At 42.3% G+C, this 23840-nt stretch carries 25 protein-coding genes and 1 tRNA gene; 16 read left to right on the forward strand and 10 right to left on the reverse strand.

The features are described 5' to 3' along the window. Positions 1–221 precede the first annotated feature (221 nt). Together speA and I2I33_RS00960 are read right to left on the reverse strand one after the other, a co-directional pair. Positions 222–2114, reverse strand: a complete 1893-nt coding sequence (gene speA, locus I2I33_RS00955) for a biosynthetic arginine decarboxylase (protein WP_087419088.1) — start codon at positions 2112–2114, stop codon at positions 222–224. A gap of 157 nt (positions 2115–2271) precedes the next feature. Continuing rightward, a complete protein-coding gene (locus I2I33_RS00960; RefSeq protein WP_087419089.1) occupies positions 2272–3735 on the reverse strand; it encodes a hypothetical protein in 1464 nt (487 codons plus the stop codon). Between the two features lie 220 nt (positions 3736–3955). On the opposite strand from I2I33_RS00960, the gene I2I33_RS00965 reads away from it, so the two are divergent. The 6 genes from I2I33_RS00965 (at position 3956) to I2I33_RS00990 (ending at position 7940) form a co-directional block, all read left to right on the forward strand. Further along, positions 3956–4231 (forward strand): HU family DNA-binding protein, encoded by a 276-nt coding sequence (locus tag I2I33_RS00965; RefSeq protein ID WP_087419090.1) that lies wholly within the window; start codon positions 3956–3958, stop codon positions 4229–4231. A 219-nt stretch (positions 4232–4450) separates the two neighbouring features. Then, on the forward strand, positions 4451–4918 hold the full coding sequence (locus tag I2I33_RS00970; RefSeq protein ID WP_087419091.1) for a thioredoxin family protein: 468 nt from the start codon (positions 4451–4453) through the stop codon (positions 4916–4918). A 257-nt stretch (positions 4919–5175) separates the two neighbouring features. Next, on the forward strand, positions 5176–6531 hold the full coding sequence (locus I2I33_RS00975; RefSeq protein WP_087419092.1) for a hypothetical protein: 1356 nt from the start codon (positions 5176–5178) through the stop codon (positions 6529–6531). Between the two features lie 347 nt (positions 6532–6878). Beyond that, positions 6879–7079 (forward strand): hypothetical protein, encoded by a 201-nt coding sequence (locus tag I2I33_RS00980; protein ID WP_140402518.1) that lies wholly within the window; start codon positions 6879–6881, stop codon positions 7077–7079. Positions 7080–7128: 49 nt separating this feature from the next. Then, positions 7129–7614, forward strand: coding sequence for a DUF5053 domain-containing protein (locus I2I33_RS00985; RefSeq protein WP_162613660.1), 486 nt, complete (start codon positions 7129–7131; stop codon positions 7612–7614). After that, a complete protein-coding gene (locus I2I33_RS00990) occupies positions 7611–7940 on the forward strand; it encodes a hypothetical protein (RefSeq protein WP_087419094.1) in 330 nt (109 codons plus the stop codon). Before I2I33_RS00985 ends, I2I33_RS00990 begins: the two co-directional genes overlap by 4 nt. Positions 7941–8068: 128 nt before the next feature. On the opposite strand, the gene I2I33_RS00995 is transcribed toward I2I33_RS00990, so the two are convergent. Beyond that, entirely contained in the window at positions 8069–8221 is a 153-nt protein-coding gene (locus I2I33_RS00995) for a hypothetical protein (RefSeq protein ID WP_162613661.1), read from the reverse strand. A 50-nt stretch (positions 8222–8271) separates the two neighbouring features. Next, positions 8272–8344: transfer RNA gene (locus tag I2I33_RS01000), tRNA-Pro, on the reverse strand. A gap of 92 nt (positions 8345–8436) precedes the next feature. Between I2I33_RS01000 and rbfA the strand changes: the two genes are divergently transcribed. The 9 genes from rbfA (at position 8437) to I2I33_RS01045 (ending at position 16539) form a co-directional block, all read left to right on the forward strand. After that, positions 8437–8775, forward strand: coding sequence for a 30S ribosome-binding factor RbfA (rbfA, locus tag I2I33_RS01005; protein WP_087419095.1), 339 nt, complete (start codon positions 8437–8439; stop codon positions 8773–8775). Positions 8776–8787: 12 nt separating this feature from the next. Further along, the gene (locus I2I33_RS01010; protein WP_087419096.1) at positions 8788–9996 is read left to right on the forward strand and encodes an ABC transporter permease; all 1209 of its coding nucleotides are present in this window, start codon (positions 8788–8790) and stop codon (positions 9994–9996) included. Between the two features lie 14 nt (positions 9997–10010). Continuing rightward, positions 10011–10835: a peptidylprolyl isomerase gene (locus I2I33_RS01015; RefSeq protein WP_087419097.1), complete on the forward strand. Its 825-nt coding sequence runs from the start codon at positions 10011–10013 to the stop codon at positions 10833–10835. A 1-nt stretch (position 10836) separates the two neighbouring features. Next, positions 10837–11262 (forward strand): VanZ family protein, encoded by a 426-nt coding sequence (locus tag I2I33_RS01020; protein ID WP_087419098.1) that lies wholly within the window; start codon positions 10837–10839, stop codon positions 11260–11262. Between the two features lie 52 nt (positions 11263–11314). Then, on the forward strand, positions 11315–12256 hold the full coding sequence (locus I2I33_RS01025) for an aldo/keto reductase (protein WP_087419099.1): 942 nt from the start codon (positions 11315–11317) through the stop codon (positions 12254–12256). A 74-nt stretch (positions 12257–12330) separates the two neighbouring features. Further along, entirely contained in the window at positions 12331–13353 is a 1023-nt protein-coding gene (gene pheS / locus I2I33_RS01030; protein WP_027201321.1) for a phenylalanine--tRNA ligase subunit alpha, read from the forward strand. 77 nt (positions 13354–13430) lie between these two features. Next, complete coding sequence (locus tag I2I33_RS01035) at positions 13431–14297, forward strand: N-acetylmuramoyl-L-alanine amidase-like domain-containing protein (protein WP_087419100.1); 867 nt, start codon at positions 13431–13433, stop codon at positions 14295–14297. 110 nt (positions 14298–14407) lie between these two features. Beyond that, entirely contained in the window at positions 14408–15004 is a 597-nt protein-coding gene (locus I2I33_RS01040; protein ID WP_087419101.1) for a penicillin-binding protein activator LpoB, read from the forward strand. Positions 15005–15069: 65 nt separating this feature from the next. Next, the gene (locus I2I33_RS01045; protein ID WP_087419102.1) at positions 15070–16539 is read left to right on the forward strand and encodes a COG3014 family protein; all 1470 of its coding nucleotides are present in this window, start codon (positions 15070–15072) and stop codon (positions 16537–16539) included. A 398-nt stretch (positions 16540–16937) separates the two neighbouring features. Here I2I33_RS01045 and I2I33_RS01050 read toward each other — a convergent pair whose 3' ends face one another. From I2I33_RS01050 to I2I33_RS01060, 3 genes are all read right to left on the reverse strand, one after another. Then, a complete protein-coding gene (locus tag I2I33_RS01050) occupies positions 16938–17951 on the reverse strand; it encodes a Kelch repeat-containing protein (RefSeq protein WP_140402519.1) in 1014 nt (337 codons plus the stop codon). A 17-nt stretch (positions 17952–17968) separates the two neighbouring features. After that, the gene (locus I2I33_RS01055) at positions 17969–19168 is read right to left on the reverse strand and encodes a hypothetical protein (protein ID WP_087419104.1); all 1200 of its coding nucleotides are present in this window, start codon (positions 19166–19168) and stop codon (positions 17969–17971) included. A 252-nt stretch (positions 19169–19420) separates the two neighbouring features. Then, positions 19421–20794 (reverse strand): dipeptidase, encoded by a 1374-nt coding sequence (locus tag I2I33_RS01060; RefSeq protein ID WP_087419105.1) that lies wholly within the window; start codon positions 20792–20794, stop codon positions 19421–19423. Between the two features lie 336 nt (positions 20795–21130). Here I2I33_RS01060 and I2I33_RS01065 point away from each other — a divergent pair, with 336 nt between their 5' ends. Further along, on the forward strand, positions 21131–22069 hold the full coding sequence (locus I2I33_RS01065) for a ribose-phosphate pyrophosphokinase (protein ID WP_027201316.1): 939 nt from the start codon (positions 21131–21133) through the stop codon (positions 22067–22069). A 74-nt stretch (positions 22070–22143) separates the two neighbouring features. On the opposite strand, the gene I2I33_RS01070 is transcribed toward I2I33_RS01065, so the two are convergent. The 3 genes from I2I33_RS01070 to I2I33_RS01080 form a co-directional block, all read right to left on the reverse strand. Continuing rightward, positions 22144–22398, reverse strand: coding sequence for a hypothetical protein (locus I2I33_RS01070; RefSeq protein WP_229128143.1), 255 nt, complete (start codon positions 22396–22398; stop codon positions 22144–22146). 133 nt (positions 22399–22531) lie between these two features. Then, positions 22532–23173 carry a DUF6266 family protein gene (locus tag I2I33_RS01075; protein ID WP_087419106.1) on the reverse strand — a complete coding sequence of 214 codons (642 nt, stop codon included), beginning with the start codon at positions 23171–23173 and terminating at the stop codon, positions 22532–22534. Between the two features lie 30 nt (positions 23174–23203). Beyond that, a complete protein-coding gene (locus tag I2I33_RS01080) occupies positions 23204–23827 on the reverse strand; it encodes a hypothetical protein (RefSeq protein ID WP_087419107.1) in 624 nt (207 codons plus the stop codon). Positions 23828–23840: the final 13 nt, after the last annotated feature.

Here is a 23840-nt window from a genome sequence, read left to right on the forward strand (position 1 = left end):
TCTTTCACCGATGCTAAACTAGCAAATCTTTTTTTACCCGCAAACATTTGCGTAAAATTTAATAGTGTTAAAAATCAGATTTTTATTAACACGCTGATTACCTGGTCAAGTAAAAATCACGTTAACATTTGCACGACAGGAAATTTACAAAAAAAAAGATCGTGCCTGATTCATTTTAACAAATTCGGCACGACCTCTTTATTTTGTTATTATCTATCGAATTATTCCAAATAGGTATACCCGTACAGTCCGGAACGGTAATTAGACAAGAATTCCCGTCCTTCTTCTGCCGAGATAATTCCCTTTTTCACGGAAGAAGTTACCCATACCTCTACCGTACGAGCCATTCTTTTCGGCATAAATTGAACGTACTCCAACACGTCAGCCACCGTCTCTCCTTCAATCACCTTGTCGATCACGTAATCATCACCTTTCACTTTGATGTGGACGGCATTCGTGTCCCCGAACAGGTTATGCAGGTCACCAAGAATCTCTTGGTAGGCACCCACGAGGAATACCCCTAAATAATACGGTTCTTTATTATTTAACTCGTGTACCGGAAGATGGTACGAGAAATTACGCGTCGAGATAAAATTATCAATCTTCCCGTCAGAATCACAGGTAATATCCTGAATTGTTGCCGATTTAGTTGGTTGCTCATTCAAACGAGAAATCGGTATAATCGGGAATATCTGGTCGATCGCCCATGAATCAGGCAAAGACTGGAATAACGAGAAATTACAGAAATATTTATCCGGCAACATTTTGGAGATTTTCTTCAACTCGTCCGGAGCATGTTTCGTGGCCACTGCCATGTCGTACACGTCTCTAGCCACGGACCAGAACAACCGTTCCACTTGCGCACGGGTGAACAAATCAATCAAGCCAAGATTAAACAAACCGAGAGCATCCTCCCGAATCTGCATAGCATCATGCCATGTCTCGATCAACCGGGGCTGATTCAGGTTCTCCCATAAATCATACAACTCTTTCACCAGCTCGTGAGCATTCTCGTCGATTTCCTCGTTTTCATCGAAAGCGGGCAAACTTGTACTGGCAAGTGCCTCGAAAATCAACACGGAGTGATGTGCCGTCAGAGAACGTCCCGACTCGGTGATAATATTCGGTTGCTCCAGATTATTCTTTTCGCAAGCATCTACTAACGCAGACACGGCATCATTCACGTACTCCTGAATCGAGTAGTTCATGCTGTTCCCGCTCGTGGCCGAGCGTGTTCCATCGTAGTCTACACCCAAGCCCCCGCCAATATCCACGAAATGTATATTGTATCCTAAATTCTTCAATTGCACGTAGAACTGAGAGGCTTCCTTCAACGCCGTCTTGATACGCCGTATATTGGTCACCTGACTACCGATATGGAAATGGATTAACTTCAAGCAATCCGTCATCTTGTTCTTTTCCAGAATGTCCATGGCTTCCAGCAACTCGCTCGAATTTACCCCGAACTTACTGACATCTCCTCCGGACTCTTCCCACTTGCCACTCCCGGAACTAGCCAATTTTATACGAATTCCTATATTCGGGCGAATTTTCAAGCGTTTGGAGATTGTCGCGATATTTCTCAATTCGTTCAGTTTCTCTACAACCAAGTATATATTCCGTCCCATTTTCTGGGCCAAAAGAGCCAACTCGATATAATTCTCGTCCTTGTAACCGTTACAGATGATCATCGCATCGTCGTCAATATCAATCGACAACACCGCGTGTAATTCCGGTTTCGAGCCTGCCTCAAGACCAATGTTATACTTGGTCCCGTGACTGACAATCTCTTCCACCACCGGGCGCATCTGGTTCACTTTAATAGGATAAATGATAAAATTTTTCCCCGTGTAACCATATTCCGTTGCCGCAGCTTGAAAACAACTAGAGATTTTCTCGATCCGGTTATCAAGGATGTCCGGGAACCTTAACAACACGGGAGCCGATACATCCCGCACCTGAAGTTCCTCCATCAATTCCTTGATGTCAATTTTCGGTCCTCCGACTTTCGGCGTTACTGTAACGTGTCCCTTCTCGTTAATCGAAAAATAGTTCAGCCCCCAACCGTTAATATTGTACAGTTCTGCTGAATCGTCAATACTCCATTTTCTCATTTTTATTCTATAAGCTCATTAAGATTGATTGTCCCGCAAAGCTACAATATATTTTCAATATTATACGCTTAATCGCCTAGGATTTCACGATTTTAGCCATTAGATTTCATGCTCCCCGGCATCATGCCAGGCAGAATAACACTCCCGTCAAACGACCTCACATTTTCTGGATCTCCTGAATACCGTCCCGATCTATCACCAAACGGTAACGCTTGTACTCGACCTGCTCCCCATGTAGCAATTGTATCAAGAAATTAAGGTAATATATCTTGTCTCCCATGATCGGGCCATAATCCGCCTCTCCCCTCGGCACGTATAACTCGTAGTCCCGCTCATCCATTTTCTGAACGAAACTCCCCACGTTAAAACGCAATATCTCGTTCACCCCGGCAATATCGTACTGGCTATATTCGCCTAGCGCCTCCGGATCGAGCTGTACCCATTTCCGGTAAAGAATAATTTTCTCCCCGCCATTCCGATTGTCCGCCTCCAACAAATCCGGACGGGCTCTTCGCTCGATAATCTCCTCCGGGACTTTCCTTTCCGAGATAAAATCCACCCCGTCCTTGATCCACCCGACCACTCTCTCGTTCATACTGATCGTTGTCTTCCGGTCAAAATAATTCTTCCCCAGCCGATGGGCAAAATAAAAACGCATCAACTCCTTAATCCGGTCCTTCAACATATAGCTCACCACCAAAGCCACGAACAACGGCATCGTGAAATTCCCGTATTTTTTCTGAAATGAAAAAGCTACCACCGTGGCAAATATCATGGAGAGTCCTGCCGCAATACTATAATATATCTGCTCCACCAGTACTCCATCCTTTTTCTTCGATGCCTTTAAGAACAAATCACTCTCCGCGTATTTCTTCAGCATCCCCCGCCGATAGATCACCGTCCGATTCCGATCCTTACTCTCCGGATCTGCCACGAGATAACCGTTCTGTTTCTTGTAATCAATCTCCGAATGTACCAAAGACAACAATAACTTCACCATCCGATCATAACATCCCGGATCCGTCGTCTTCAAGCCGTCCAGTAACTTGAACGTATGAAATTCCACCAGATTGGAAAGATACTCATCCCCGAAAGAGAAATAATTCAACGCCTCCCGGGGAATACCCGGCACGTTAATAATGGTCTTCAAATCCCGATACCGTTTCACGATCAATTGCACGTATTCAACATACCGATTGACCATCCCTTCCCGTTCACCACTTTCCACCTCATGATGAATCGTCTCTCCCGCCATCCCCCGAAGGGCACTTTTAAAAATGGATGTAAACATCTTGATCTGGTACTCGTAAGAGGCTAACGCATCCCTCGTCCCATCCGCCACCAAATGCTGGAACGCATCCTCCAAGAAAACGAAAGGCGTCCATTCGCCACTCGCAATCTCCTCCAACGTGTAAATCGGGGTGATCAAACGCACGTTGGACTTCACATCCCGGTAGAAAGCCTCCTTGGGATAAGTCGAGGCATTAATATCCAAACTATGAGGCACGAAAAACCACGTGTTCATCCTGAACTCGTTCTCCCCCGTGTCCCGGTCAACATGGTAGCCAACCTTACATTCCACGGAGTACCGATCATGCAACTTAACCTGAATATCTATCATATCATAAAATCACAACGCAAGATACGAAAAAAAGTATAATGAAAACAAAGTACTCCAAGCTAAAAGGATTCCTTCTTGCAGAAGAATATTCTATAATTTCGAACCGTTTCGTGCAATTATTCGTTAATCTACCTATTTAGGTATAATTCATGCTAAATTATTTGTTTCCTGTTTTTTTAATACATAACTTTGTTACACTATAAATCTAAAATAAAAGAGCATGAATAGGCAACAAATAATTAAAGCCGTGACAGAGAAAACCGGCATATCACGAAAAGACACGGCAAAAGTATTTTCTTCCATTTTCGAGACTATTTTAGAAAGTCTGGAAAAAGAAGAATCGGTACGGTTAATGAACTTTGGCAGCTTTACCGTAAAGACTTACAAACCACGCAAAGGCTATAATCCAGCTTCAAAAATAGTTGTCCAACTCCCGGAAAGAAAAGCCATCCGTTTTAAATTAGCCAAACGTGCAGCTTCAAAAAGCTTAAAATAATAACTGACAAGATACAATCACTGAATTCTTTCTCTTCATAAAACAAAGGGTTCAGTGGTTATCCCCCTTCAAAGAACGTTTACTTCCCCGTTCCTCGTTGTCAATACACACCCCATCATTCCATAAAAAATATTTCAATAACATTTGACTCGCATGAATATTATTCGTAAATTTACGAATAGACAGTCTCCATTATAGAATCTTTAAAAAAATATAATCATGAAAGAATACAAAACATACGTACCGGTCGCACTTATCATCTTGATGTTTTTTTCTCTCATGATCTTTCACAAAGACATTGCCACCTACATCTCACAAAGTAAGATTGAACAATTATCCGCCAACTCCCAAAAAAGTATCAGCGACTCGATTGCCCAAAAATACAACTATCATCATAACGGGAAAACTTACGATTACACGTTCATTGAATTTGGCTCCACAGGCTGTCACTCTTGTCGCCAAATGGAAGAAGTCATGGAGAAAATAAAAACCGAATACAAGGGGAAAGTCAATGTAGTTTTTATGAACTTAATGGAACCAGAGAACAAAAGATTCTTCGAATACTACGGGGTCGCCACAATTCCCACCCAAGTATTACTTGACAAGAAAGGGAAAGAATTCTTCCGCCACACGGGTTTTTATTCGGCTGACGAACTATCAACACACTTCACAAGCAGAAACAAATAATTGTAAGCTCATTATTATACAGAAAAGATTCTCCAAATCATTTATATCGAACACAATTTATTACAAACCTCACAAGAAAGATAACGCAAATTCTCGCATTTACTATTATCTCAATATGTGAGAGAAACAATAACCTAGATTCCCTTCCACAGCCTAAATCATAAAAATATAATCTATAACTTCCAATGCTAGTGGACAATTTTTTCTATAACTTTGCATAATAAAATTCACGTGAAATACTATTAAACGTTATTATCATGAATATTGTCAAAAGTAAACGAATCTCGTTTCTGAAACGAAACATTCGCGAGGTGAAGTTTCTTCTATCAATCATGCTACTAATGTACTGCGGCTCCTTACAAGCCCAGGACAAACTGATATTATTAATGGAAGAGCAAACCGGATTCTCGTCACAAACATGGTTTTATTGTGGACTTGGGAACGAACTCGACTTGAAATTAATTGAAAAACATTGGAACGAAGGACGACGTATCACGTCTGCCGCTTATACCTCTAACGGATGGTTCGTTACGATGGCCAAAAACTCGGGATTAACATGGCAAGCTTGTCATTATGATAGCAACTGGCCTACCGATTGGCTCGCCGAACATCGCAAGAATAACCGCTACATCACGTCTATTGGCATGAGTGCCAATAAATGGTTTATCGTGGTATCAGAAGGTACCGGATACACGGACCAGATAAATAATTGCGGGGATTGGGATCAAATGAGTCAATGGATAAAGAAATACTGGAACGAGGACTTTCGCATTACACACGCTGCCCGGCATACTTCCGGATGGGATATCGTTATGAGTAAGAACTCCGGCATAGACCAGCAAACTTATTGTTTCGCCACGGAATCAGAATTAAAAAGCAAACTGGAAGAGCAATGGGCAAACGGGTATTGTCTTCAATTAATAGAATTCGCCAATGGACAGTACTTTATAATTGGTTGTACTTACAAAAACGGGAAAGCTCCCATGCAATCCTACAACATTTCACCAGACGATCCCGGAACTTGTATCTCGGAAGGATGGGACAATCAGAGAAATATTGTCTACATCGGAGGTGGTTTTAACTCTTCCACCCCAAACACGGGCTCAAACCAACAACTAGCCACGAACAATAACTTGAGAAACAACGAAAAATACACGGAATACAACCTCCCGTACATGGGAGGAACCATGAAAATGCGTATATACCCTGATGGCTCCGGGACCACAATAACTGAAACACCATGTCGCCTATGTTATAGTAGCGGACGATGTTCTGTTTGCAATGGTGCCGGGCAATACTGGCACGCTTATTTTAAAACGTGGAATCCCTGTCCTAGCTGCATGGGCTCCAAAGTATGCAAATATTGTCAAGGGAAAGGACAACAAACCATGTCTAAATACTTTGCCCCGGGAGAAGCCGAGGCATACCTCAAGGCTAAAAGAGCAGAAAAGGGAGGCAATCCCGGAAGTAATCAAAATCGGAACAGCAATCCACAGTATACAGATGAGATATACTGGACTCCCAATTACACGGGAAAACCTTATGCCGACGAGTGGTGCGCCAAATGTCAAAAGTGGATGCAACCACACAAACACATTCGTAAACGCCTTTAAATAAAGGGAATGCTGTTACTTTTTCTATAAGCAGAGGAACTTAGCTCTCTCTCTGTTTATAGAAGAAGCGTTAATCCTGTTCAAAACACAGTTAATACGAAGGGTGGGAGAGGTCTTTAACTCGTCATTATATACCGTCCTTATACCAAATATATACGATTCCTTTATAATTTAAATGTAGTCTTTGATTGCAAAAAAAAATTCATGCAATCAAGGAAGGTCGGTAGGTCATGAAGAAAACGCAATCGAATATTAATTATTACCTCTCAAAATAATATTTATTTTTCTTCGTCAATAAACTAAAGTTTATTATATTTGTATGAAGTTTAACCCCAAATACTAAGTTTATGAGGGAATCTTTAAAAGAGTTCTTGGACATTATTGAAAGCTGCAACACCCCCACGACTTTCCATCTATCAATATTAGAAAATCTTTTTCTAATATACACGAAAGGTTGGAAGGAAATGGGGTTAACAGAGAGCGAGAAAGAAACATTAATCAATGCCATTCTTGACCAGTTCTCCAAGTTGCACGAATCCAAGAATTAGCCGTGTCCCCTTCGGGGGACACATTTTAAAGATTACGAAAGGAGGACACATGAAGAAAATAACATTTTTTGAGAACAAGGAACTGAATCACATTTTGAATGAAATGGAAACGTTATCCACGACCGAAGAGAAAGAAGCCTACCTGAAGATCCAGTTAAAAGAACTGGCCAACCTTCCGGAATCCCGCAAAAAGGAGATACAGGCAGCGGCACGCAAAGGTATGGTATCCACGTTAGAGCTGGCCTCTCACGTGAAAGTCATGTATGACTTACAACGCCTTGGTAATATCATATCCTTCGCTTATATAGCGAACGAGTATTTCAAAAAGTCAAAGTCTTGGATCCATCAACGCTTAAACGGTTACATCGTGAATAACAAACCCGCATGTTTTAACACCGGGGAGATTTCCACGCTAGCCACCGCCCTGGAAGAGATAGCAGAAGAGATTCAAAACGTGGCGAAAGACTTGAAAAAAACGATAGCTAGCGAGAAGGAGGGTATGATAAAACTAAAAAAAGGAAAGGAGGAATCATGATTAACCTAACGAGACACACGATTAACGGGAAAATTTCCCTGGGATCACTGGTGAACATGTTGGAAGAATACAAGGATAAAGAAAAGGATATCGCCAACAGAATGTACAAGTTAAGAGGTATATTCCCACGACCGGACGAGTATATCGAGCTACGCGGAGAAATGGCCTTGATCAAAAGCACCTTGTACGATATCCGAAATTGTCTAAAGATTTACCACCGTTACGGGAACATAAATGGACTGGAAGTTATCAAGGATCGTGAATTCCATTTCCCAAAGGAATGGGAGAAAGCCACGAGAATCTTTGATACCCACGAGAAAGAATAAATCGAAACGATATAACGAAACGATCGAGTACCGTACAGTTTTAAAAAGAGCTTTTAATTGAACACCTGTACATACTTGAAAAACCCGTGACAATCTTGCCACGGGTTAAGTTATCAAGATCCGGAAACTTATCCCTGATTTCCCGGAAAATCGTTCCCACCTTGTTTTTCGTGTATACCCTCAATATTCTTGTAACGCAATTGATCAGCGTAAATAACTTGAGTATCGTCCATGAAAGGATTCCAACTGCTTTTCAACTTCCCCGATTTCTTGTAGACCATGTCTACTTAAAAAACAAACGCCCTGATGATCAGAGCGTCTGTACTTTTTGTCGAGATGACTGGACTTGAACCAGCGGCCTCCACGTCCCGAACGTGGCGCGCTACCAACTGCGCTACATCTCGTTTCCGTTTTGCGAGGGCAAAGATAATAAAAGTATCAATTATAATCACTATATTTGTAAAAAATTTTATTGTATAAAATATTTTTCTTCAGAATGGACTCAATTAGACAAAATAAGGTTGGCCGCTTAATCCAACGAGACCTAAGCGAAATGTTTCAGAAAGAGTGTAAAGAATTCACCGCAGGTGCCATGTTATCCGTTACAGCAGTGCGAGTTAGTCCGGATATGTCATACGCCAGAGTTTACCTTAGTATCTTCCCGTCGAACCTGACGGAAAAGGTACTGGAGAGCTTGGCAGAAAAAAACAAAAGCATCCGTTTTATCCTCGGAAAAAAGATCGGCAAACAGACACGAATCATTCCGGAGCTTAAATTTTTCGTGGATGACAGCCTCGATTACATCGACAAAATCGATTCCCTGTTGAAACAATAGCCCGTATCCACGATGAATCTGTCGATATTCATTGCACGGAGATACCTGTTTTCAAAAAAGAAACAGAATGCCATAAACATCATTTCCATCATCAGCATGGTCGGTGTAGCGATTGGCACAACGGCTCTTATTGTCGTACTCTCCGTGTTCAACGGAATCGACACGCTCCTCACGGAAGCAACGGACAGCTTCACCCCGGATCTCACGATTTCCCCGACAAAAGGGAAATTCATCACGAAAGACTCCATTTTGATCGACCAACTGACCCAAATGCCAGAAGTCGCCTCCTGTGACCCCATCGTGGAAGAAAATTCACTCGTGAAATTCGGCGACAAATTGGTTCCGGTGGTCGTGAAGGGGGTAGACTCGACTTACGCCGAACACGTGAATATACTCCCTTCCATTGTTAGTGGCATCTACTCGCTCGAAAAGGACGGTAAACCTGCCGTTGTCATGGGCTATGGCATCGCGGCTGCTTTAAAAATCAGATTAGGAACGCTTTCTCCCGTTACATTCTACTACCCGGATCGAAAAGCGTCTTCCGCATCAAGCTCGGCACTAAACAGCCAGCAAATATACCCGCTCGGGATATTCTCCGCACAACAAGACATTGACGGTAAATACGTGATCACCGGAATAGAAACAGCAAGGGAATTGTTCGGGGTTCCGGGACAAATCTCCAAAATAGAGATAAAATTAAAAGACCCCAATCAGATAGAATCATTAAAAGAAAAACTATCCGTCCAAATACAACCGACATACAAAGTCGAGAACAAATATGACCTGAACCGTTCCTTTTATGCCATGATGAAATCGGAAAAACTGGCCGTCTTCCTGATCTTGTTATTTATCCTGTTAATCGCCTCCTTCAACATCATCGGTTCCGTATCGATGCTAATTATTGACAAAAAAGAAGACATCGGGATTTATCAAGCTCTAGGGATGACCAAAGAAAAAATAATCTCGATTTTCAAGCTGGAAGGCAACCTGATTACCGGATTCGGGGCATTGATCGGTCTGGCATTAGGGACCATATTATGCCTGCTACAAGAATACTACGGGTTCATCACTCTCGGCAACGGGAGCTACATCGTCAGCGCTTACCCGGTGAAAGTCATTGCGTCGGATATTCTGATTATCATGATCACGGTGATTGCCATCGGTTACCTAGCCTCGCATTTCCCGGTAAAATACCTCGTGAACAAAATCGTCAAATCATAAATAAGGATCACGCTATGTATAAACTTTTAACGCTCTCACTTTTATCCCTAACGCTCACCCTACTCCCCTTGACCTCGAAAAGTCAGGAGAAAGAGCCTGTTGTTTTAATCGAAACAAATATGGGAAACTTAAAAGCAAAACTATACAACGATACACCCTTGCACCGGGATAACTTTATCCGGTTGGCAAAATCCGGCCACTATAACGGGACATTATTCTATCGTGTTGTCAAAAATTTCGTGGTACAGGGAGGCTCTTCCGACAGTCGAAATGCTATTGCCGGACAAGCTATCGGCTACGGTAAAGGGGTCACGATTGACGCGGAGATCAAGCCACACCATTATCACAAAAAAGGAGCCCTAGCCGCTCCCCGCCAACCGGACCGGGTAAATGTCTTCAAAGAATCAGATATCGCCCAATTCTATTTCGTGGTCGGTAAAAAATACACGCCGGAAGAACTGGACAAAATCGAGAAATCAATAAACAACCCGATTAAAAAAGCCATCCAGAAGAAATATTATACCCCCGAGAAAAAAGCCATTCTTGACACTTTGAGGGCGCAAAAGAAAGTACCTGAGTTCCGGGCTATCGCGGAAAAGATCAAATCGGACATCAATTTCGAATGGGAAAACAACACGGACAAGCTCTACATGGATGATGAAAAAAGAAAGGCATACACCACGATAGGCGGGGTACACCATTTGGATAAAGAGTACACGGTTTTCGGAGAACTGATCGAAGGTTTCGAGGTTCTGGATAAAATTGCCGCTCTTCCCACGGACAGGCAGGACCGCCCGTTCAAAGACGTCAGAATAATCAGTGTAAAAATAATAGAATAACATGATTCCACGCAAATACTCTTTATTATGGAGGAATATCATCTGGGCAGGAGTAATCTTTTTCTTATGCGCTATTCCATCCGACTCGATCCCTGATCCGAAATTAAATATCCCCCACCTTGACAAGGTGGTACATTTCGGAATGTTCTTTATCATGTCGATATTCCTGTGCAGCGAACTCCGCTATCAGACTCGATTGTCTCTACAAAAAATCTACCTGATCGCCATCGGGTTCAGTTTCATCTACGGGGGACTTATCGAAGTCCTGCAATTCAAATATTTCAACCGGGGCGGAGACTGGTGGGATCTGTTTGCCGACGTTCTCGGGGGAGTGGCTGGTTGCCTGCTATACCCCACGGCGAAAAAACAGAAAGACAAGTTTGTTGATTATCTATACAAGAAACTAAAAAGCCGGAAAGAAATATAACCACTCCGGGGAAAATCTCGTTCACTAAAATGGAATATAAAGATTCATAAATATGAAAACAATTACATTTAGAAACGGGGACCCAATGCCCCTCTTCGGGTTAGGAACCTATCAATCCAAAGCAAACGAACTACACGACGCCATCATTAGCGCACTGAAAGACGGGTACAGGCTGATTGACTGTGCCGCCTATTATAAAAATGAAGAAATCATCGGGGCTGCCCTGCAAGAAACATTCACGTCCGGACTCGTGAAACGGGAAGAACTTTTCATCACGTCCAAATTATGGAATAATAACCACGCCCCGGAACACGTGGAAGAGGCTCTTCGAAAGACTTTGCACGATCTCCGGCTGGACTACTTGGACCTGTACTTGATTCACTGGCCGATAGCACTGAAACACGACATCGAATACCCGCAACAAGCATCCGATTTACTTTCCCCCGAAGAATGTCCCCTCACGGAGACTTGGAAAGCGATGGAACAAATGCAGGCAAAAGGACTATGCAGGCATATCGGGGTTTCGAATTTCAGCATCCCGAAATTGAAAGAACTGATCGCCGTGGCGAAAAATAAGCCCGAAATGAACCAGGTAGAAATGCATCCTTACTTGCAACAAAATGAATTATTCCGATTCTGTCAGTCTGAAGGAATTTACTTGACGGCTTATTCCCCTCTCGGGCGTAATTTGCCCATCAAAAACAAACCCGGCCTGACCAATGAACCGATCATTATCGATTTGGCAAAAAAATACAATTGCACACCGGCACAAATTATCATTGCTTGGGGAGTACAACGAGGGATCGTGATTATCCCAAAATCAGTTCACCCGGAGCGAATCAAAGAAAACATTAAATCACTGGACATCAACATTTCGCCAGAGGATATGACCAAAATTGCCACCCTCGACTCACACACCCGAATGACCGACGGCTCGGCTTGGATTTTCCCCGACGGACCGTATACGATGAAAAATATTTGGGATGAAAAATGAAGTTCTCAAAAGAGTTGAAATGTATGAGACTTTTTTATTAACTTTGTCCACCAAAGATTTCAAATTTTGAGAAGATGTTAGACAAGATTAAACAACTCAGTGCTGAAATAGCCGGTTTCCAGGCGAAAAGCCTAGAAGAAGTAGAACAGTTCAGGATCAAGCATTTAAGCAAGAAAGGAACGATCGCTGCTCTCTTTGATGATTTTAAAACCGTTCCCGCAGATCAGAAAAAAGCCATGGGACAGGAATTAAATGAATTGAAGAACACGGCTCTGGCAAAAATCAACGAGTTGAAAGAGTTACTTTCTAACGCGGAAGAAGATTTAAGCGGTATTGACTTGACGATGCCGGGAGATCCTTTAAAACTAGGAACCCGTCACCCGTTAGCTATCGTGAAAAACGAGATTCTGGCCATCTTCAATAAACTTGGATTCACCATTTCCGAGGGACCGGAAATCGAGGACGACTGGCATAACTTCTCCGCGTTGAACTTCCCGGAAGAACACCCGGCACGTGATATGCAGGATACATTCTTTATCAGTAAGAACCCGGACATCGTGCTACACACGCATACCTCATCCGTGCAAGTGCGAGACATGGAGGCTCATCGTCCCCCGATCCGATTAGTTACTCCCGGAAGAGTGTTCCGTAACGAGGCTATCTCGGCCCGGGCACATTGTATCTTCCACCAAATCGAAGCTCTTTACATCGACGAGAACGTTTCCTTCGCCGACTTAAAGCAAACCTTGACCTATTTTGCAAAAGAACTATTCGGACCGGACACGCAAATTCGTCTTCGTCCGTCATACTTCCCCTTCACGGAACCATCGGCAGAAATGGACGTATCGTGTACACTATGTCACGGAAAAGGTTGCAATGTTTGTAAAGGAACCGGATGGTTGGAAATCCTCGGGTGTGGAATGGTTGACCCCAATGTTTTGGAATTAAATGGTATAGACAAGGAAAAATATACCGGGTTCGCACTCGGTATGGGTATCGAGCGTATCACCATGCTAAAATACGGCATTAAGGATATACGCCTCTTTTTCGAAAACGACATCCGTTTCCTTGAACAGTTTTCGGCCGCAGGCAAATAATATATAAACACAACACAAGAGAGATGAGGATGTCGGTCACACGACTCCTCATTTTTTATTCTCAAACACCGGTTGCTATGAAGAATTTAGTCCTTCTATTCCTGATCACCTTTTCATTCGGGGCTTTCGCTTGCTCTCCCGCTGATTCCGTGTACCGGAAAGATCAAACTTTGCTAAAACATTTCTTTGAATACGCCAATAAAAAGGAAATAGCCAAACTCCCGATCAACGAGAAAGTTGTCGCCATCGGACGCTATTTTCTCGAAACGCCTTACGTGGGAGGAACGTTGGACATCAATCCCCAGGAGGAGCTGGTTGTCAACCTGCGAGAATTTGACTGCGTGACTTTCGTCGATAATGTCATCGCCCTGGCACGCCTAGATAAATACGAAGAACAAAGTATTCCCCAATTCCAAAAGAATTTACAAGAGATTCGGTACCGGAACGGGAAGATAGCAGACTACACGTCACGCCTGCATTACTCTTCCGACTGGCTATACGAGATGACCTGCCTGAACCTTCTGGAAGACATCACGAAAGAAAAAGGAGGTATCCCTTTCCCCAACAAAGTATCTTTCATCTCCCAAAACTGGAAAAAGTACCCGGCTCTAATACAGGATTCCACCCTCGTTACAAAAATAATTGATATTGAAAAGACTATTAACGGCAGGGCATATTACTATATCCCGAAAGAAAAAGTACTCCCTTTCGCGGGACAAATCAAAACCGGGGATATTATACTGATCACCACGAAGAAAAAAGGACTCGACACGGCTCACGTGGGCATTGCCATTGAAAATGAGGGACAAATATACCTGCTCCACGCCTCGGTTTCCGACAAAAAAGTGTCCGTCACGACAGAAACACTCCCCGATTACTTACAACGAATCACGTCACATTCCGGCATAATGATCGGTCGTCTCATCAATTTTAAATCTAATTAACATCCATAAAACTACGCAATACGTATATTTGGTAGAATTATTGTTATAAACTTTTACAAGAACACAAAATATGATCGTGGAAATTGAATAGAAACCTAAAACAACGGAATATGAGAAGAATATTTATCGGAACACTTGTTGTGTTGACCATTGCTTTAATTAACGGATGTGCTAACCGGAAAATCACACGGGTAGACCCGAATGAAACCATCGACCTTAGCGGACGTTGGAATGATAGTGACTCACGGCTTGTTTCCGAAGAAATGATCGGAGACCTGCTTACTTCAGCCTGGATTCCAAGATACTTGAAAGCAAACGACAAACGCCCCGTGGTGGTTGTCGGCCTCGTGGAGAACAAAAGTCATGAGCATATCAACTCAGAAACCTTTATTAAGGACGTAGAAAAAGCAATTATCCGGGATGGTAACATCCGTTTGGTTGTTGCCGGAGAGAAGCGGAATGAGCTTCGAAAAGAAAGAGCCGAACAACAAGATTACGCATCACCGGAAACCACCAAAAAGTGGGGAAAAGAACTGGGTGCCGATTTCATCTTGCAAGGAACAATCAACAGCATCGTTGACTCGTACAAGAAACAAAAAGTCGTGACTTACCAGATCGACCTGCAACTCACGAACATCGAGACCAACGAGGTTGTCTGGATGGGTGACAAGAAGATCAAGAAACAAATCAGCGACCGGGTTCTTTAATCAGTTTGTAAAGTTTATAAGGTTTATAAAGTAACTTCCCCAAAAGTTTAAGATTTTAAAAAGAAATGATAAATATTCATTATCCATACTTTAAAAGAAATAAAATCGGGATTCATAAACCTTATGGACCTTATAAACTTTATAAACCTTATAAACTCCTAGGACTTCTTCTCGTTTTTCTTTTCTCCGGATGCGCCACTTGGTACCAGCGAACGGCAGATTTCCAAGCAGCCGTCAACACGGGAAATTTCGAGAAAGCAAACAAACTCCTAGATAAAGATAAAAAACAAGCCACGGGTAAAAACCGCATCCTCTATTATCTCAACAAAGGATACGTGGAATTCATGCTCGGCAATCCCACCAACAGCAATCAATACTTCGAGACCGCCGAGAACCTGATTGACGAGTATCACAGTAATATCGGGGCTGAAGCCGCGGCATTGGTTACCAATCCGGAAGCACGCCCCTACCGACCGGAAGATTTCGAGGTCATCATGATTAACTTCTACAAAGCCTTGAACTACATCGACCTGAATGACATGGAAGGCGCCCTGGTCGAGGTTCGTAAAATCAATATCAAACTCAACCAGCTAAACGACAAGTATCCCGATAACAAGAACCGGTATCAACGAGATGCTTTCGCTCATCTACTAATGGGCCTGATCTACGATGCCACGGGAGATTACAACAATGCGTTTATCGCCTATCGAAATGCCTACGAGGTCTACCAGTCCGATTATATTAAAAACTTCGGTGTGAAAGCCCCGGAACAACTAAAACAGGACTTGATGCGTACCGCCTATAATTGTGGTTTTACAGCTGAATTAAAACAATACGAGAAAGAGTTCAACACGACATACACCCATACCCCGACACCCGCAGACGGACAACTCGTATTCTTCTGGCTAAACGGGATGGGTCCCGTGAAAGCGGAATGGAGCATCAACTTCGTAAAACAAAAAAGAGGGGACGGGGCAATTGTTTTTCACAACGAATCCCTCGGGCTTACCTTCCCTTTCTTCTTCGGTTCGGGATACAGTGACGACGAAAAACAAAGCATTGCCGATCTGCAAACCCTGCGTGTTGCATTCCCCAAATACATGGAACGTCCCCCGCTTTACGCGACGGGAACTCTCGTGAACGGGACGCACTCGTACCCGTTGGAAATAGCGGAAAATATCAATGAAATTGCATTAAAAACCCTGCGAGACCGCATGGTACGGGAATTTTCAAATTCCCTCCTCCGGGTGGCAGCCAAAAAAGGACTGGAATATTCTGCCCGTAAGCAAAACGAATGGCTAGGCTTTGCCGTCGGTATCGCTAACAGCCTCACCGAGAAAGCGGACACCCGTAACTGGCAAACGTTACCATACTCGATTTCCTACACCCGCCTGCCCTTATCTACCGGAACTAATAATCTAACACTTCGTCTGAATGCCCGAAACGGTTCCCAACACACGGAACAATTCTCCATCGAAGGCGGAGGACGTAAAACCCGTTTCCACGTATTCCAAACAATGGATTCCAGACAATAATGTCCATTCTTGTGATTAAACTGTCGCGAATTGTCACTCTTTTACCGTTACAATTCTTTTCTTACAATAGCTTATTTTAGAGTCCTTTAGAATTCTATCTGTATTTAGCAAAAATTAAAGGAGAAATAAGCGGCCCCAAAAGAATAACAACCGTTTCCCTTCCGTTACATATTCGTTTGGCAACTGGCTATAACCCATGAGCCGAACACCCCTGCCGACTTTATAATTACCTGTTACTCGCTTACCTTTTTCCAAATTCCACAGATCACTCTACCATTACAGGTATAATCTCTCATACTCCATCAAAAATTCACAACTGATTTAAACCAAAAAACCGCTTGACGTTTTGCAAGCGGTTTCCTTGAACTATTTATAGAATTTTCAATTTATATAAACGATTAATTCACAACACGAAAAGTATAAGCCTCAAATGTTCCCTCGCCATTTCCAGGACTCATGGCATAACCTTGCCCTCCAACAGTAAATCCATAATCTCCTCCAACAGGGTAATCCACACTTTTCCAGACATTTTCACTAGGATTATATCCCCATCCAAGAATTTTGTCATTTGACTTCAAACCTCCAAAAACATAAACATAGTCCTGCCCATCCTTGTTCAACACGAAAGATTTTGCAGCATCTGTTGTTGAAAGCCTCTCGGTCTCTCCATCCTCATAGTTAACCGGAATTCCTGTCCATTTTCCTGTGTTCGGATCAAGTTTTTGTAGCCCAGGTCCACTAGGTACACCATACAATTTCCCAAAACAAACATACCCACACCCATCTGCAACAAAAGCTGTTGCCCCATAACGAGGATAAGAAATATTCGATATTTGTTTCCAACCTCGTTGAGGATCAAACTCATAAAAATCAGACAAATAATCTCCTTCTCCAGGAGCTCCCGGTTTAACAATACCTGTCCCTATATATCCTTTTCCTTCTATTGAGAAAGCAACTGCTCCACGACGAGCTTTGCCAGGGAATTGAAATGGAAGTTTTTCCCATTTATGAGTAAGAGCATCATATACGAAGAAATCGTCATACACTTCTTGCTCTTCATGGTTTAACATATACCCTAAACCGACATAAGCTTTTTCCCCAATAACAAATGCCACGGCTCCAAAGCGAGGTTTGCCTGGAAATTCACTTTCAAGTATTTCCCATTCATGGGAATTGGGTGAATACTTACTAAAATGTAGATTATTACCCACGATATTATTCCATCCTAAACCGATATATTCTGTTCCTTCGATATTGAACGTAACCGCATCATACAAACCCAAACTTCCAGACATGGAAACATGTGCTTTCTCTAGTACTGGTAAATGAGCACTTACTTTGTCATCATTGTCATTACACGAAAATAGTAATATGACGCTTAGACATAGTATCCAGTTGATATTTTTTTGCATAATTTTATTATGTTTGCTTATTCAATAACTGTATCTAACCATTGTGAATGCTCACTAATGATTTCATAAAGGAATTGATTTTGTATAGATGCTCGTTCCATCTTAAATATTCCTTGAGCATTCACATCTTTATTAATACCATCCACATCAACAAAATTGATTTTTGCATATGCACCAAATTGTGCAGACAATATATAAGTGTAAGGATCTTCTGTAACCTGTGGCGTTTTTCCTTCTAGTAACATACTGAAAGAAGGGTAAAATGTATAATATACATTAGAGCCCAAACCGCTTACGCCTATATTTATAGCATCAGAGATGACTCCATTTGTTTCTGTCATTACCTTAAACGTGAGATCAAAGCTACATCCATAGAAACCATAAGAATTGGTTCCATTTACCCTTTTTTGACAAACTACTTGTATATATAAATCTCGGGTATATTTAGGAAGATTAAGTCCTATTTTATCTATAAATGTCACTATAAATCTTCCATCAAATGGAATAATCCCATTAAAACCAGGTTGATCTAAATATTGCACAACTCCTTTTCTAATTGTTGATGGTGGAGCGGGGAAGGAAACACGAGATGAAACATTTGAATTCTCAAAAGTGAAATTTTGACCTTTTGTATAATCAAAAATAAAAATATTTTTTTCAGTATCAGAATTAGTCGCTTTTGCTAATATATCTATCTTTTTTAAATCTGCTCCTATCCACACTTTTACATAGTTTTCCGTGATCTGATAAAGAGTGTCCTGAACTGCAAAGAATCCGTCCTTATTTATAACTGAAGAATAATAAGGTACAGCTAAATTGTAATCATAAGACGAAGTCCCATCTGAATAAAACACTTCTTTTATCAACCTTTCTTTTAATGCTAACTCATATAATGGCGAGTGCTTGGGAGCCTTTTCTAAAGACTCTCCACTTAGAGTATCTAAATAATCCATCTGTTTACTCTCTGCTATAATGATATCTTCAAACATTCGTTGTTGAGATTTAAACTGATTTACATAGCCTGCATAGAGGTACTTACCACCATTAATTACTTTTTTCAAAACTTCATGATTAGAAAATACTAACATTCCATTCTTTATTTGAATGTTTTCAATTGAAGGATCGACCTTCACATCTTCATAATCTTTTGAACAAGCAAAAAGTATGGCTCCACCTAAAAGGCAAAAGATCCATTTTAAAGAAACTCTTTTTTTCATAATTCATCGTTTTAAATCATTGCTTTGTAACAAAGCAGTAAACAGTATTTTATTTAAAATAATGCTCTTTACGAAGGTATGAAATAATTTTGACATAAATACAACTATATAGCATAAACTTAAAATAAATTCTCGATCATGCTAATTTACGAATACAACTTTAATCTATATCCTATTGATTCAACCACAAAAAAAACACCCCTCACCTTACTACCGTAAAATGAGGGGAGTCTAAATTATTGACTACAAAATTTATTTCTTCATGATCTCTCCGAAATACTTGTAGAATAATGGAATTGTCGTTATTCCGTTAAAGAATTGCTCCAACGGATAGTTCTCGTTCGGAGAGTGGATCGCATCGGAACCCAAACCAAAGCCCATCAGTACAGACTTGATTCCCAGCACTTCCTCGAAAGTGGCAATAATTGGAATACTACCACCGGAACGCACCGGAACGGGTTGTTTTCCATACACTTCCTCGTATGCTTTCTCGGCAGCCTTGTAAGCCGGGAGATCAATCGGACACACGTAAGAAGGTCCGCCATGCAGGTAATCCACTTTCACCTTCACGTAATCCGGAGCGATAGACTCGAAATATTCCTTGAACAATTTCGCAATCTTCTCGTGTTTCTGGTTCGGAACCAAACGGCAGCTAATCTTGGCGTATACTTTAGAAGGTAATACGGTCTTTGCACCTTCGCCCGTGTAACCACCCCAGATTCCACAAACATCGAATGTCGGACGAATACCCGTACGTTCATTGGTCGTGAACCCTTCTTCGCCTTTCACCTCTTTAATATCTAAAGACTTCTTGTAATTTTCTAAATTGAAAGGAGCCTTGGCCATCTTCGCACGTTCCTCGGCAGTTACTTCCAACACGTCATCATAGAAACCGGGGATCGTGATATGTCCCTTCTCGTCTTGCATATCGGCAATCAACTTGCACAACACGTTAATCGGGTTCGCCACCGCTCCCCCGAAAATACCGGAATGCAAATCAGCGTTCGGACCGGTAACTTCAACCTGCCAGTAAGCCAAACCTCTCAATCCCGTGGTAATTGAAGGAATATCACGGCCAATCATACTGGTATCGGAAACCAAAATCACATCAGCTTTCAACATATCCTTATGATCCCGGCAGAACTTGGGAAGACTCGGGGAACCGATTTCCTCTTCTCCCTCGATCATGAACTTCACGTTACAGTTCAATTTCCCGGATTTCATTAAATATTCAAACGCTTTCGCGTGCATGAAAGCCTGTCCTTTATCATCGTCAGCCCCGCGAGCCCAGATTTTGCCATCTTTAATAACCGGCTCGAAAGGTTTCGTGTTCCACAACTCGATCGGGTCAACCGGCATCACGTCCATATGCCCATACACCAACACCGTAGGAAGAGCCGGATCAATGATCTTCTCCCCGTAAGCAACCGGATTACCCTCTGTTTCATACACTTCTGCCCGGTCAGCTCCGGCAGCTAACATGATTTTCGTCCATTGTTCGGCACAACGATACATATCTGGCTTATGCTCAGACAATGAAGAGATTGAAGGAATGCGAATCAACTCGAATAACTCGTTCAGGAAACGTTCCTTGTTCTCTTCCACGTACTTTTTGATTTCTTCCATCTATTTGAAAATATATTAATTAATAAAATAAACATACTGCACATAATTACAAGTTGCAAGTTTACAAGTTACAAGTTAAGAAAACCAATCTTATCATTGAACAGCAAGCTAGTCAACTTGTAACCTACGAACCTGTAACTTGAAACTGTTCCAACAACATCTTGTTGGAACAAATATAACATTTTCGAGCGAAGAGATCAAACGGTTCGTGTAAAAAACACAACGATTACAACTTGTAACCTGCAAACCTGCAACTTGTAACTGTTCCACCAAATTCCTTTGGTGGAACAAAATAATTTCATACTTTTGCCAAGTGTTTCAACTAATGAATTAGATATGTCAAATCTTCCCGAAATTAAAGTTTTCGCCGGAGAGAATAGTCAATATATTGCAGAAAGTATTGCTAGTTCTCTAGGGCTGGAACTCGGTAAAAAAACGTTTACGAGATTTAGTGACGGAGAATTCGTCACCTCATTCGACGAAACGGTGAGAGGCGAACACGTGTTTATCGTGCAATCAACCTTCCCGCCCAGTGATAACCTCATGGAATTACTCTTGATGATCGATGCCGCCAAAAGAGCATCTGCCTACAAGGTAATCGCCGTAATCCCCTATTTCGGGTTCGCGCGTCAAGACCGGAAAGATAAACCGCGTGTCGCCATCGGGGCAAAACTAGTGGCTAATATGCTACAGGCAGCCGGAGTCGACCGAATTATCACCATGGATTTACACGCTGACCAAATTCAAGGATTCTTCGATGTTCCCGTGGATCACCTATACGGTTCTACCGTGTTGATTCCTTACATCAAATCTTTAGGATTACGTGATTTTGCCATTGCCTCCCCTGACATCGGTGGGGCCAAAAGAGCAAATTCCTGGGCAAAATACTTTGATTCAGGGTTGATCATCTGCCACAAAACCCGTATCCGGGCAAATGAAGTTGCCGACATGAAAGTGATCGGGGATGTAGAGGGCAAAAATATCATCGTTGTTGACGACATGATCGATACGGCCGGAACAATTTGCAAAGCAGCCGATATGCTTATCGACAATGGTGCTGCCAGCGTACGTGCCGTGGCCACCCATGCAGTTCTTTCCGGTAAGGCATACGAAAATATCGAGAAATCAAAACTGACGGAAGTAATCTTCACCGATTCCATTCCCCAGAAACAACCTTGCTCAAAAATTAAAGTATTACCGATCGCTCCCATGTTTGCCGACACGATCCGCAACATCTACGAGCATAAATCGATCAGTGATCACTTCCTCATGTAATTCATTTTTTCATGATATAAAAAATGGCACCCTACATAGAGTGCCATTTTTTACTAAGACTAAAATCTCAAAAATCATTCATTACTAAAACTTACATTATATTCTTTCCCCCATTTTGCCCGTTGCTTACGGATATACTCTCTTATTTCCTGAAAAAACTTTTTATGCGCTTCTTCCGATTTACGTTTTGCTTCTTCAGCAACTTCTTTCATCAAAGTAGTAAGCATTTCATCAGTTGGTTCTTCCAAACTGGTTAAACGATAAGAATTCATCTCTTTTTCAGACATAACCAAAATATTTATTACAAATATAGTCAATTCAAAAGACATAAGCAATTCTAATTTGAAAGATCAGAAACATCAAGCCAACATTTTACAACTTATATGCCGGACCCTCTCTCCTATCTTCTCCCCCCGTCCGGCATGTAAAATCACCATCTCACCAATCTAAAGTTTTCCCATTTCAACCATTAATGGTTAACCGTTTACTATTCGACGCTTTCCTCTTATCTTTCGACAACATGAAAGTATACACCTCCAGATTCTCTTTTACCCATCCATTATCCAAGCTAATCGTCGTCACGCCATTCTCTTGACGGTTCCGGCAAGGTTCCACGATCATTTGGTTTCCCGTTTTCTCGTAAACCACCACGTACAACACGTCCGTCGGGTTAGCCACCACCGACCAGCGACTTTGCGCCTCCTGGGTAATCGTTATCATATCCTGATCCTCGTTCAACGACACGGTCAGTGTTCCATCCTGTAGGCTCCCCTCGGCACACACGATCTTCTCGTAGTCAATCGTGGGGTTATACTCCTCATCAACCGTAACGGCCTTCATATTCGCTTTCACGAAGGCATTATAAAACGTACTTCCCGCTTTTCTTCCCGGGAAACCGAGTTCTGCCGCCGGGGCAAAATACAGCGAAGCCACCTGCAATGCTTTCATCTTCGCTCGTTGCGTCAACTGCCCGGGAGTTCTGGGATTACGCATCGTGCTTCTCTTTCCCCTAGCAATACTATACCCGTTTGCCCCCGCGTACATCGTGATGTTTGCCACTGATTTTCTCACTTCTCCCAATACAAATGATTTAAATAAAGCCATAATCTTAAAATTTAAAATGAAACATATAAATTACAATACTAAATGCACGTTTTCTGAAAAATCACACCTGTTTACCGAACCAAAGAAACAATACAAGTGAATCCTCTTTCCCCGCTCTTCCGTGAGTTCTATCTCCGCGCTCTCATCCCGACGAACACTCCCGATCGCCTCGGGAGTCACAATCCGAAACCTCATGTCTTCCATCATCACCACGCACCACAACTCGTCCCCTAAACGCTCTTCACGTACCACGTATTCATTCTTCCACGTCAGGCGAACCTTATCGCCCTCCCGGCATCCCTGTAACTCACTCGGTAAAAACAAGTTCCCGGCACTGAAATGCACGAGATCATACAGCAACCCCTCCCCGTTAAACGCCCGCATATTAGCCTGCAGGAAAAGATTATATCCCGAACGATGCTCCACCACTCCCAACATCTGCCAGATCCGGGCCAACCATGTCTGCCGGATCACCCCATAAAAAGTCGCCGTCTTCCTCATCCTCTCCCGGTAATACAATTGCAACTCCGAACGACAATCCTTCACCTCTCCCGGGGCAGCTCTCGCGTAAAGATGATCCCCCACCTGGTAGTAAATAACACGTCCCATCCGCCCCGACAAACGATTAAACAAATTTGAATAACAACAAGCCATACTTACCTCCTTT

This window comes from Butyricimonas sp. BSD2780061689_150309_C8, from assembly GCF_015560935.1.
GTDB lineage: Bacteria > Bacteroidota > Bacteroidia > Bacteroidales > Marinifilaceae > Butyricimonas > Butyricimonas paravirosa.

What these genes read in the sequence shown, in the direction of transcription:
- speA (WP_087419088.1), bottom strand. Translation starts at nt 2,114, where the DNA reads ATGAGAAAATGGAGTATTGACGATTCAGCAGAACTGTACAATATTAAC.
- I2I33_RS00960 (WP_087419089.1), bottom strand. Translation starts at nt 3,735, where the DNA reads ATGATAGATATTCAGGTTAAGTTGCATGATCGGTACTCCGTGGAATGT.
- I2I33_RS00965 (WP_087419090.1), top strand. Translation starts at nt 3,956, where the DNA reads ATGAATAGGCAACAAATAATTAAAGCCGTGACAGAGAAAACCGGCATA.
- I2I33_RS00970 (WP_087419091.1), top strand. Translation starts at nt 4,451, where the DNA reads ATGAAAGAATACAAAACATACGTACCGGTCGCACTTATCATCTTGATG.
- I2I33_RS00975 (WP_087419092.1), top strand. Translation starts at nt 5,176, where the DNA reads ATGAATATTGTCAAAAGTAAACGAATCTCGTTTCTGAAACGAAACATT.
- I2I33_RS00980 (WP_140402518.1), top strand. Translation starts at nt 6,879, where the DNA reads ATGAGGGAATCTTTAAAAGAGTTCTTGGACATTATTGAAAGCTGCAAC.
- I2I33_RS00985 (WP_162613660.1), top strand. Translation starts at nt 7,129, where the DNA reads ATGAAGAAAATAACATTTTTTGAGAACAAGGAACTGAATCACATTTTG.
- I2I33_RS00990 (WP_087419094.1), top strand. Translation starts at nt 7,611, where the DNA reads ATGATTAACCTAACGAGACACACGATTAACGGGAAAATTTCCCTGGGA.
- I2I33_RS00995 (WP_162613661.1), bottom strand. Translation starts at nt 8,221, where the DNA reads ATGGTCTACAAGAAATCGGGGAAGTTGAAAAGCAGTTGGAATCCTTTC.
- rbfA (WP_087419095.1), top strand. Translation starts at nt 8,437, where the DNA reads ATGGACTCAATTAGACAAAATAAGGTTGGCCGCTTAATCCAACGAGAC.
- I2I33_RS01010 (WP_087419096.1), top strand. Translation starts at nt 8,788, where the DNA reads ATGAATCTGTCGATATTCATTGCACGGAGATACCTGTTTTCAAAAAAG.
- I2I33_RS01015 (WP_087419097.1), top strand. Translation starts at nt 10,011, where the DNA reads ATGTATAAACTTTTAACGCTCTCACTTTTATCCCTAACGCTCACCCTA.
- I2I33_RS01020 (WP_087419098.1), top strand. Translation starts at nt 10,837, where the DNA reads ATGATTCCACGCAAATACTCTTTATTATGGAGGAATATCATCTGGGCA.
- I2I33_RS01025 (WP_087419099.1), top strand. Translation starts at nt 11,315, where the DNA reads ATGAAAACAATTACATTTAGAAACGGGGACCCAATGCCCCTCTTCGGG.
- pheS (WP_027201321.1), top strand. Translation starts at nt 12,331, where the DNA reads ATGTTAGACAAGATTAAACAACTCAGTGCTGAAATAGCCGGTTTCCAG.
- I2I33_RS01035 (WP_087419100.1), top strand. Translation starts at nt 13,431, where the DNA reads ATGAAGAATTTAGTCCTTCTATTCCTGATCACCTTTTCATTCGGGGCT.
- I2I33_RS01040 (WP_087419101.1), top strand. Translation starts at nt 14,408, where the DNA reads ATGAGAAGAATATTTATCGGAACACTTGTTGTGTTGACCATTGCTTTA.
- I2I33_RS01045 (WP_087419102.1), top strand. Translation starts at nt 15,070, where the DNA reads ATGATAAATATTCATTATCCATACTTTAAAAGAAATAAAATCGGGATT.
- I2I33_RS01050 (WP_140402519.1), bottom strand. Translation starts at nt 17,951, where the DNA reads ATGCAAAAAAATATCAACTGGATACTATGTCTAAGCGTCATATTACTA.
- I2I33_RS01055 (WP_087419104.1), bottom strand. Translation starts at nt 19,168, where the DNA reads ATGAAAAAAAGAGTTTCTTTAAAATGGATCTTTTGCCTTTTAGGTGGA.
- I2I33_RS01060 (WP_087419105.1), bottom strand. Translation starts at nt 20,794, where the DNA reads ATGGAAGAAATCAAAAAGTACGTGGAAGAGAACAAGGAACGTTTCCTG.
- I2I33_RS01065 (WP_027201316.1), top strand. Translation starts at nt 21,131, where the DNA reads ATGTCAAATCTTCCCGAAATTAAAGTTTTCGCCGGAGAGAATAGTCAA.
- I2I33_RS01070 (WP_229128143.1), bottom strand. Translation starts at nt 22,398, where the DNA reads ATGTCTTTTGAATTGACTATATTTGTAATAAATATTTTGGTTATGTCT.
- I2I33_RS01075 (WP_087419106.1), bottom strand. Translation starts at nt 23,173, where the DNA reads ATGGCTTTATTTAAATCATTTGTATTGGGAGAAGTGAGAAAATCAGTG.
- I2I33_RS01080 (WP_087419107.1), bottom strand. Translation starts at nt 23,827, where the DNA reads ATGGCTTGTTGTTATTCAAATTTGTTTAATCGTTTGTCGGGGCGGATG.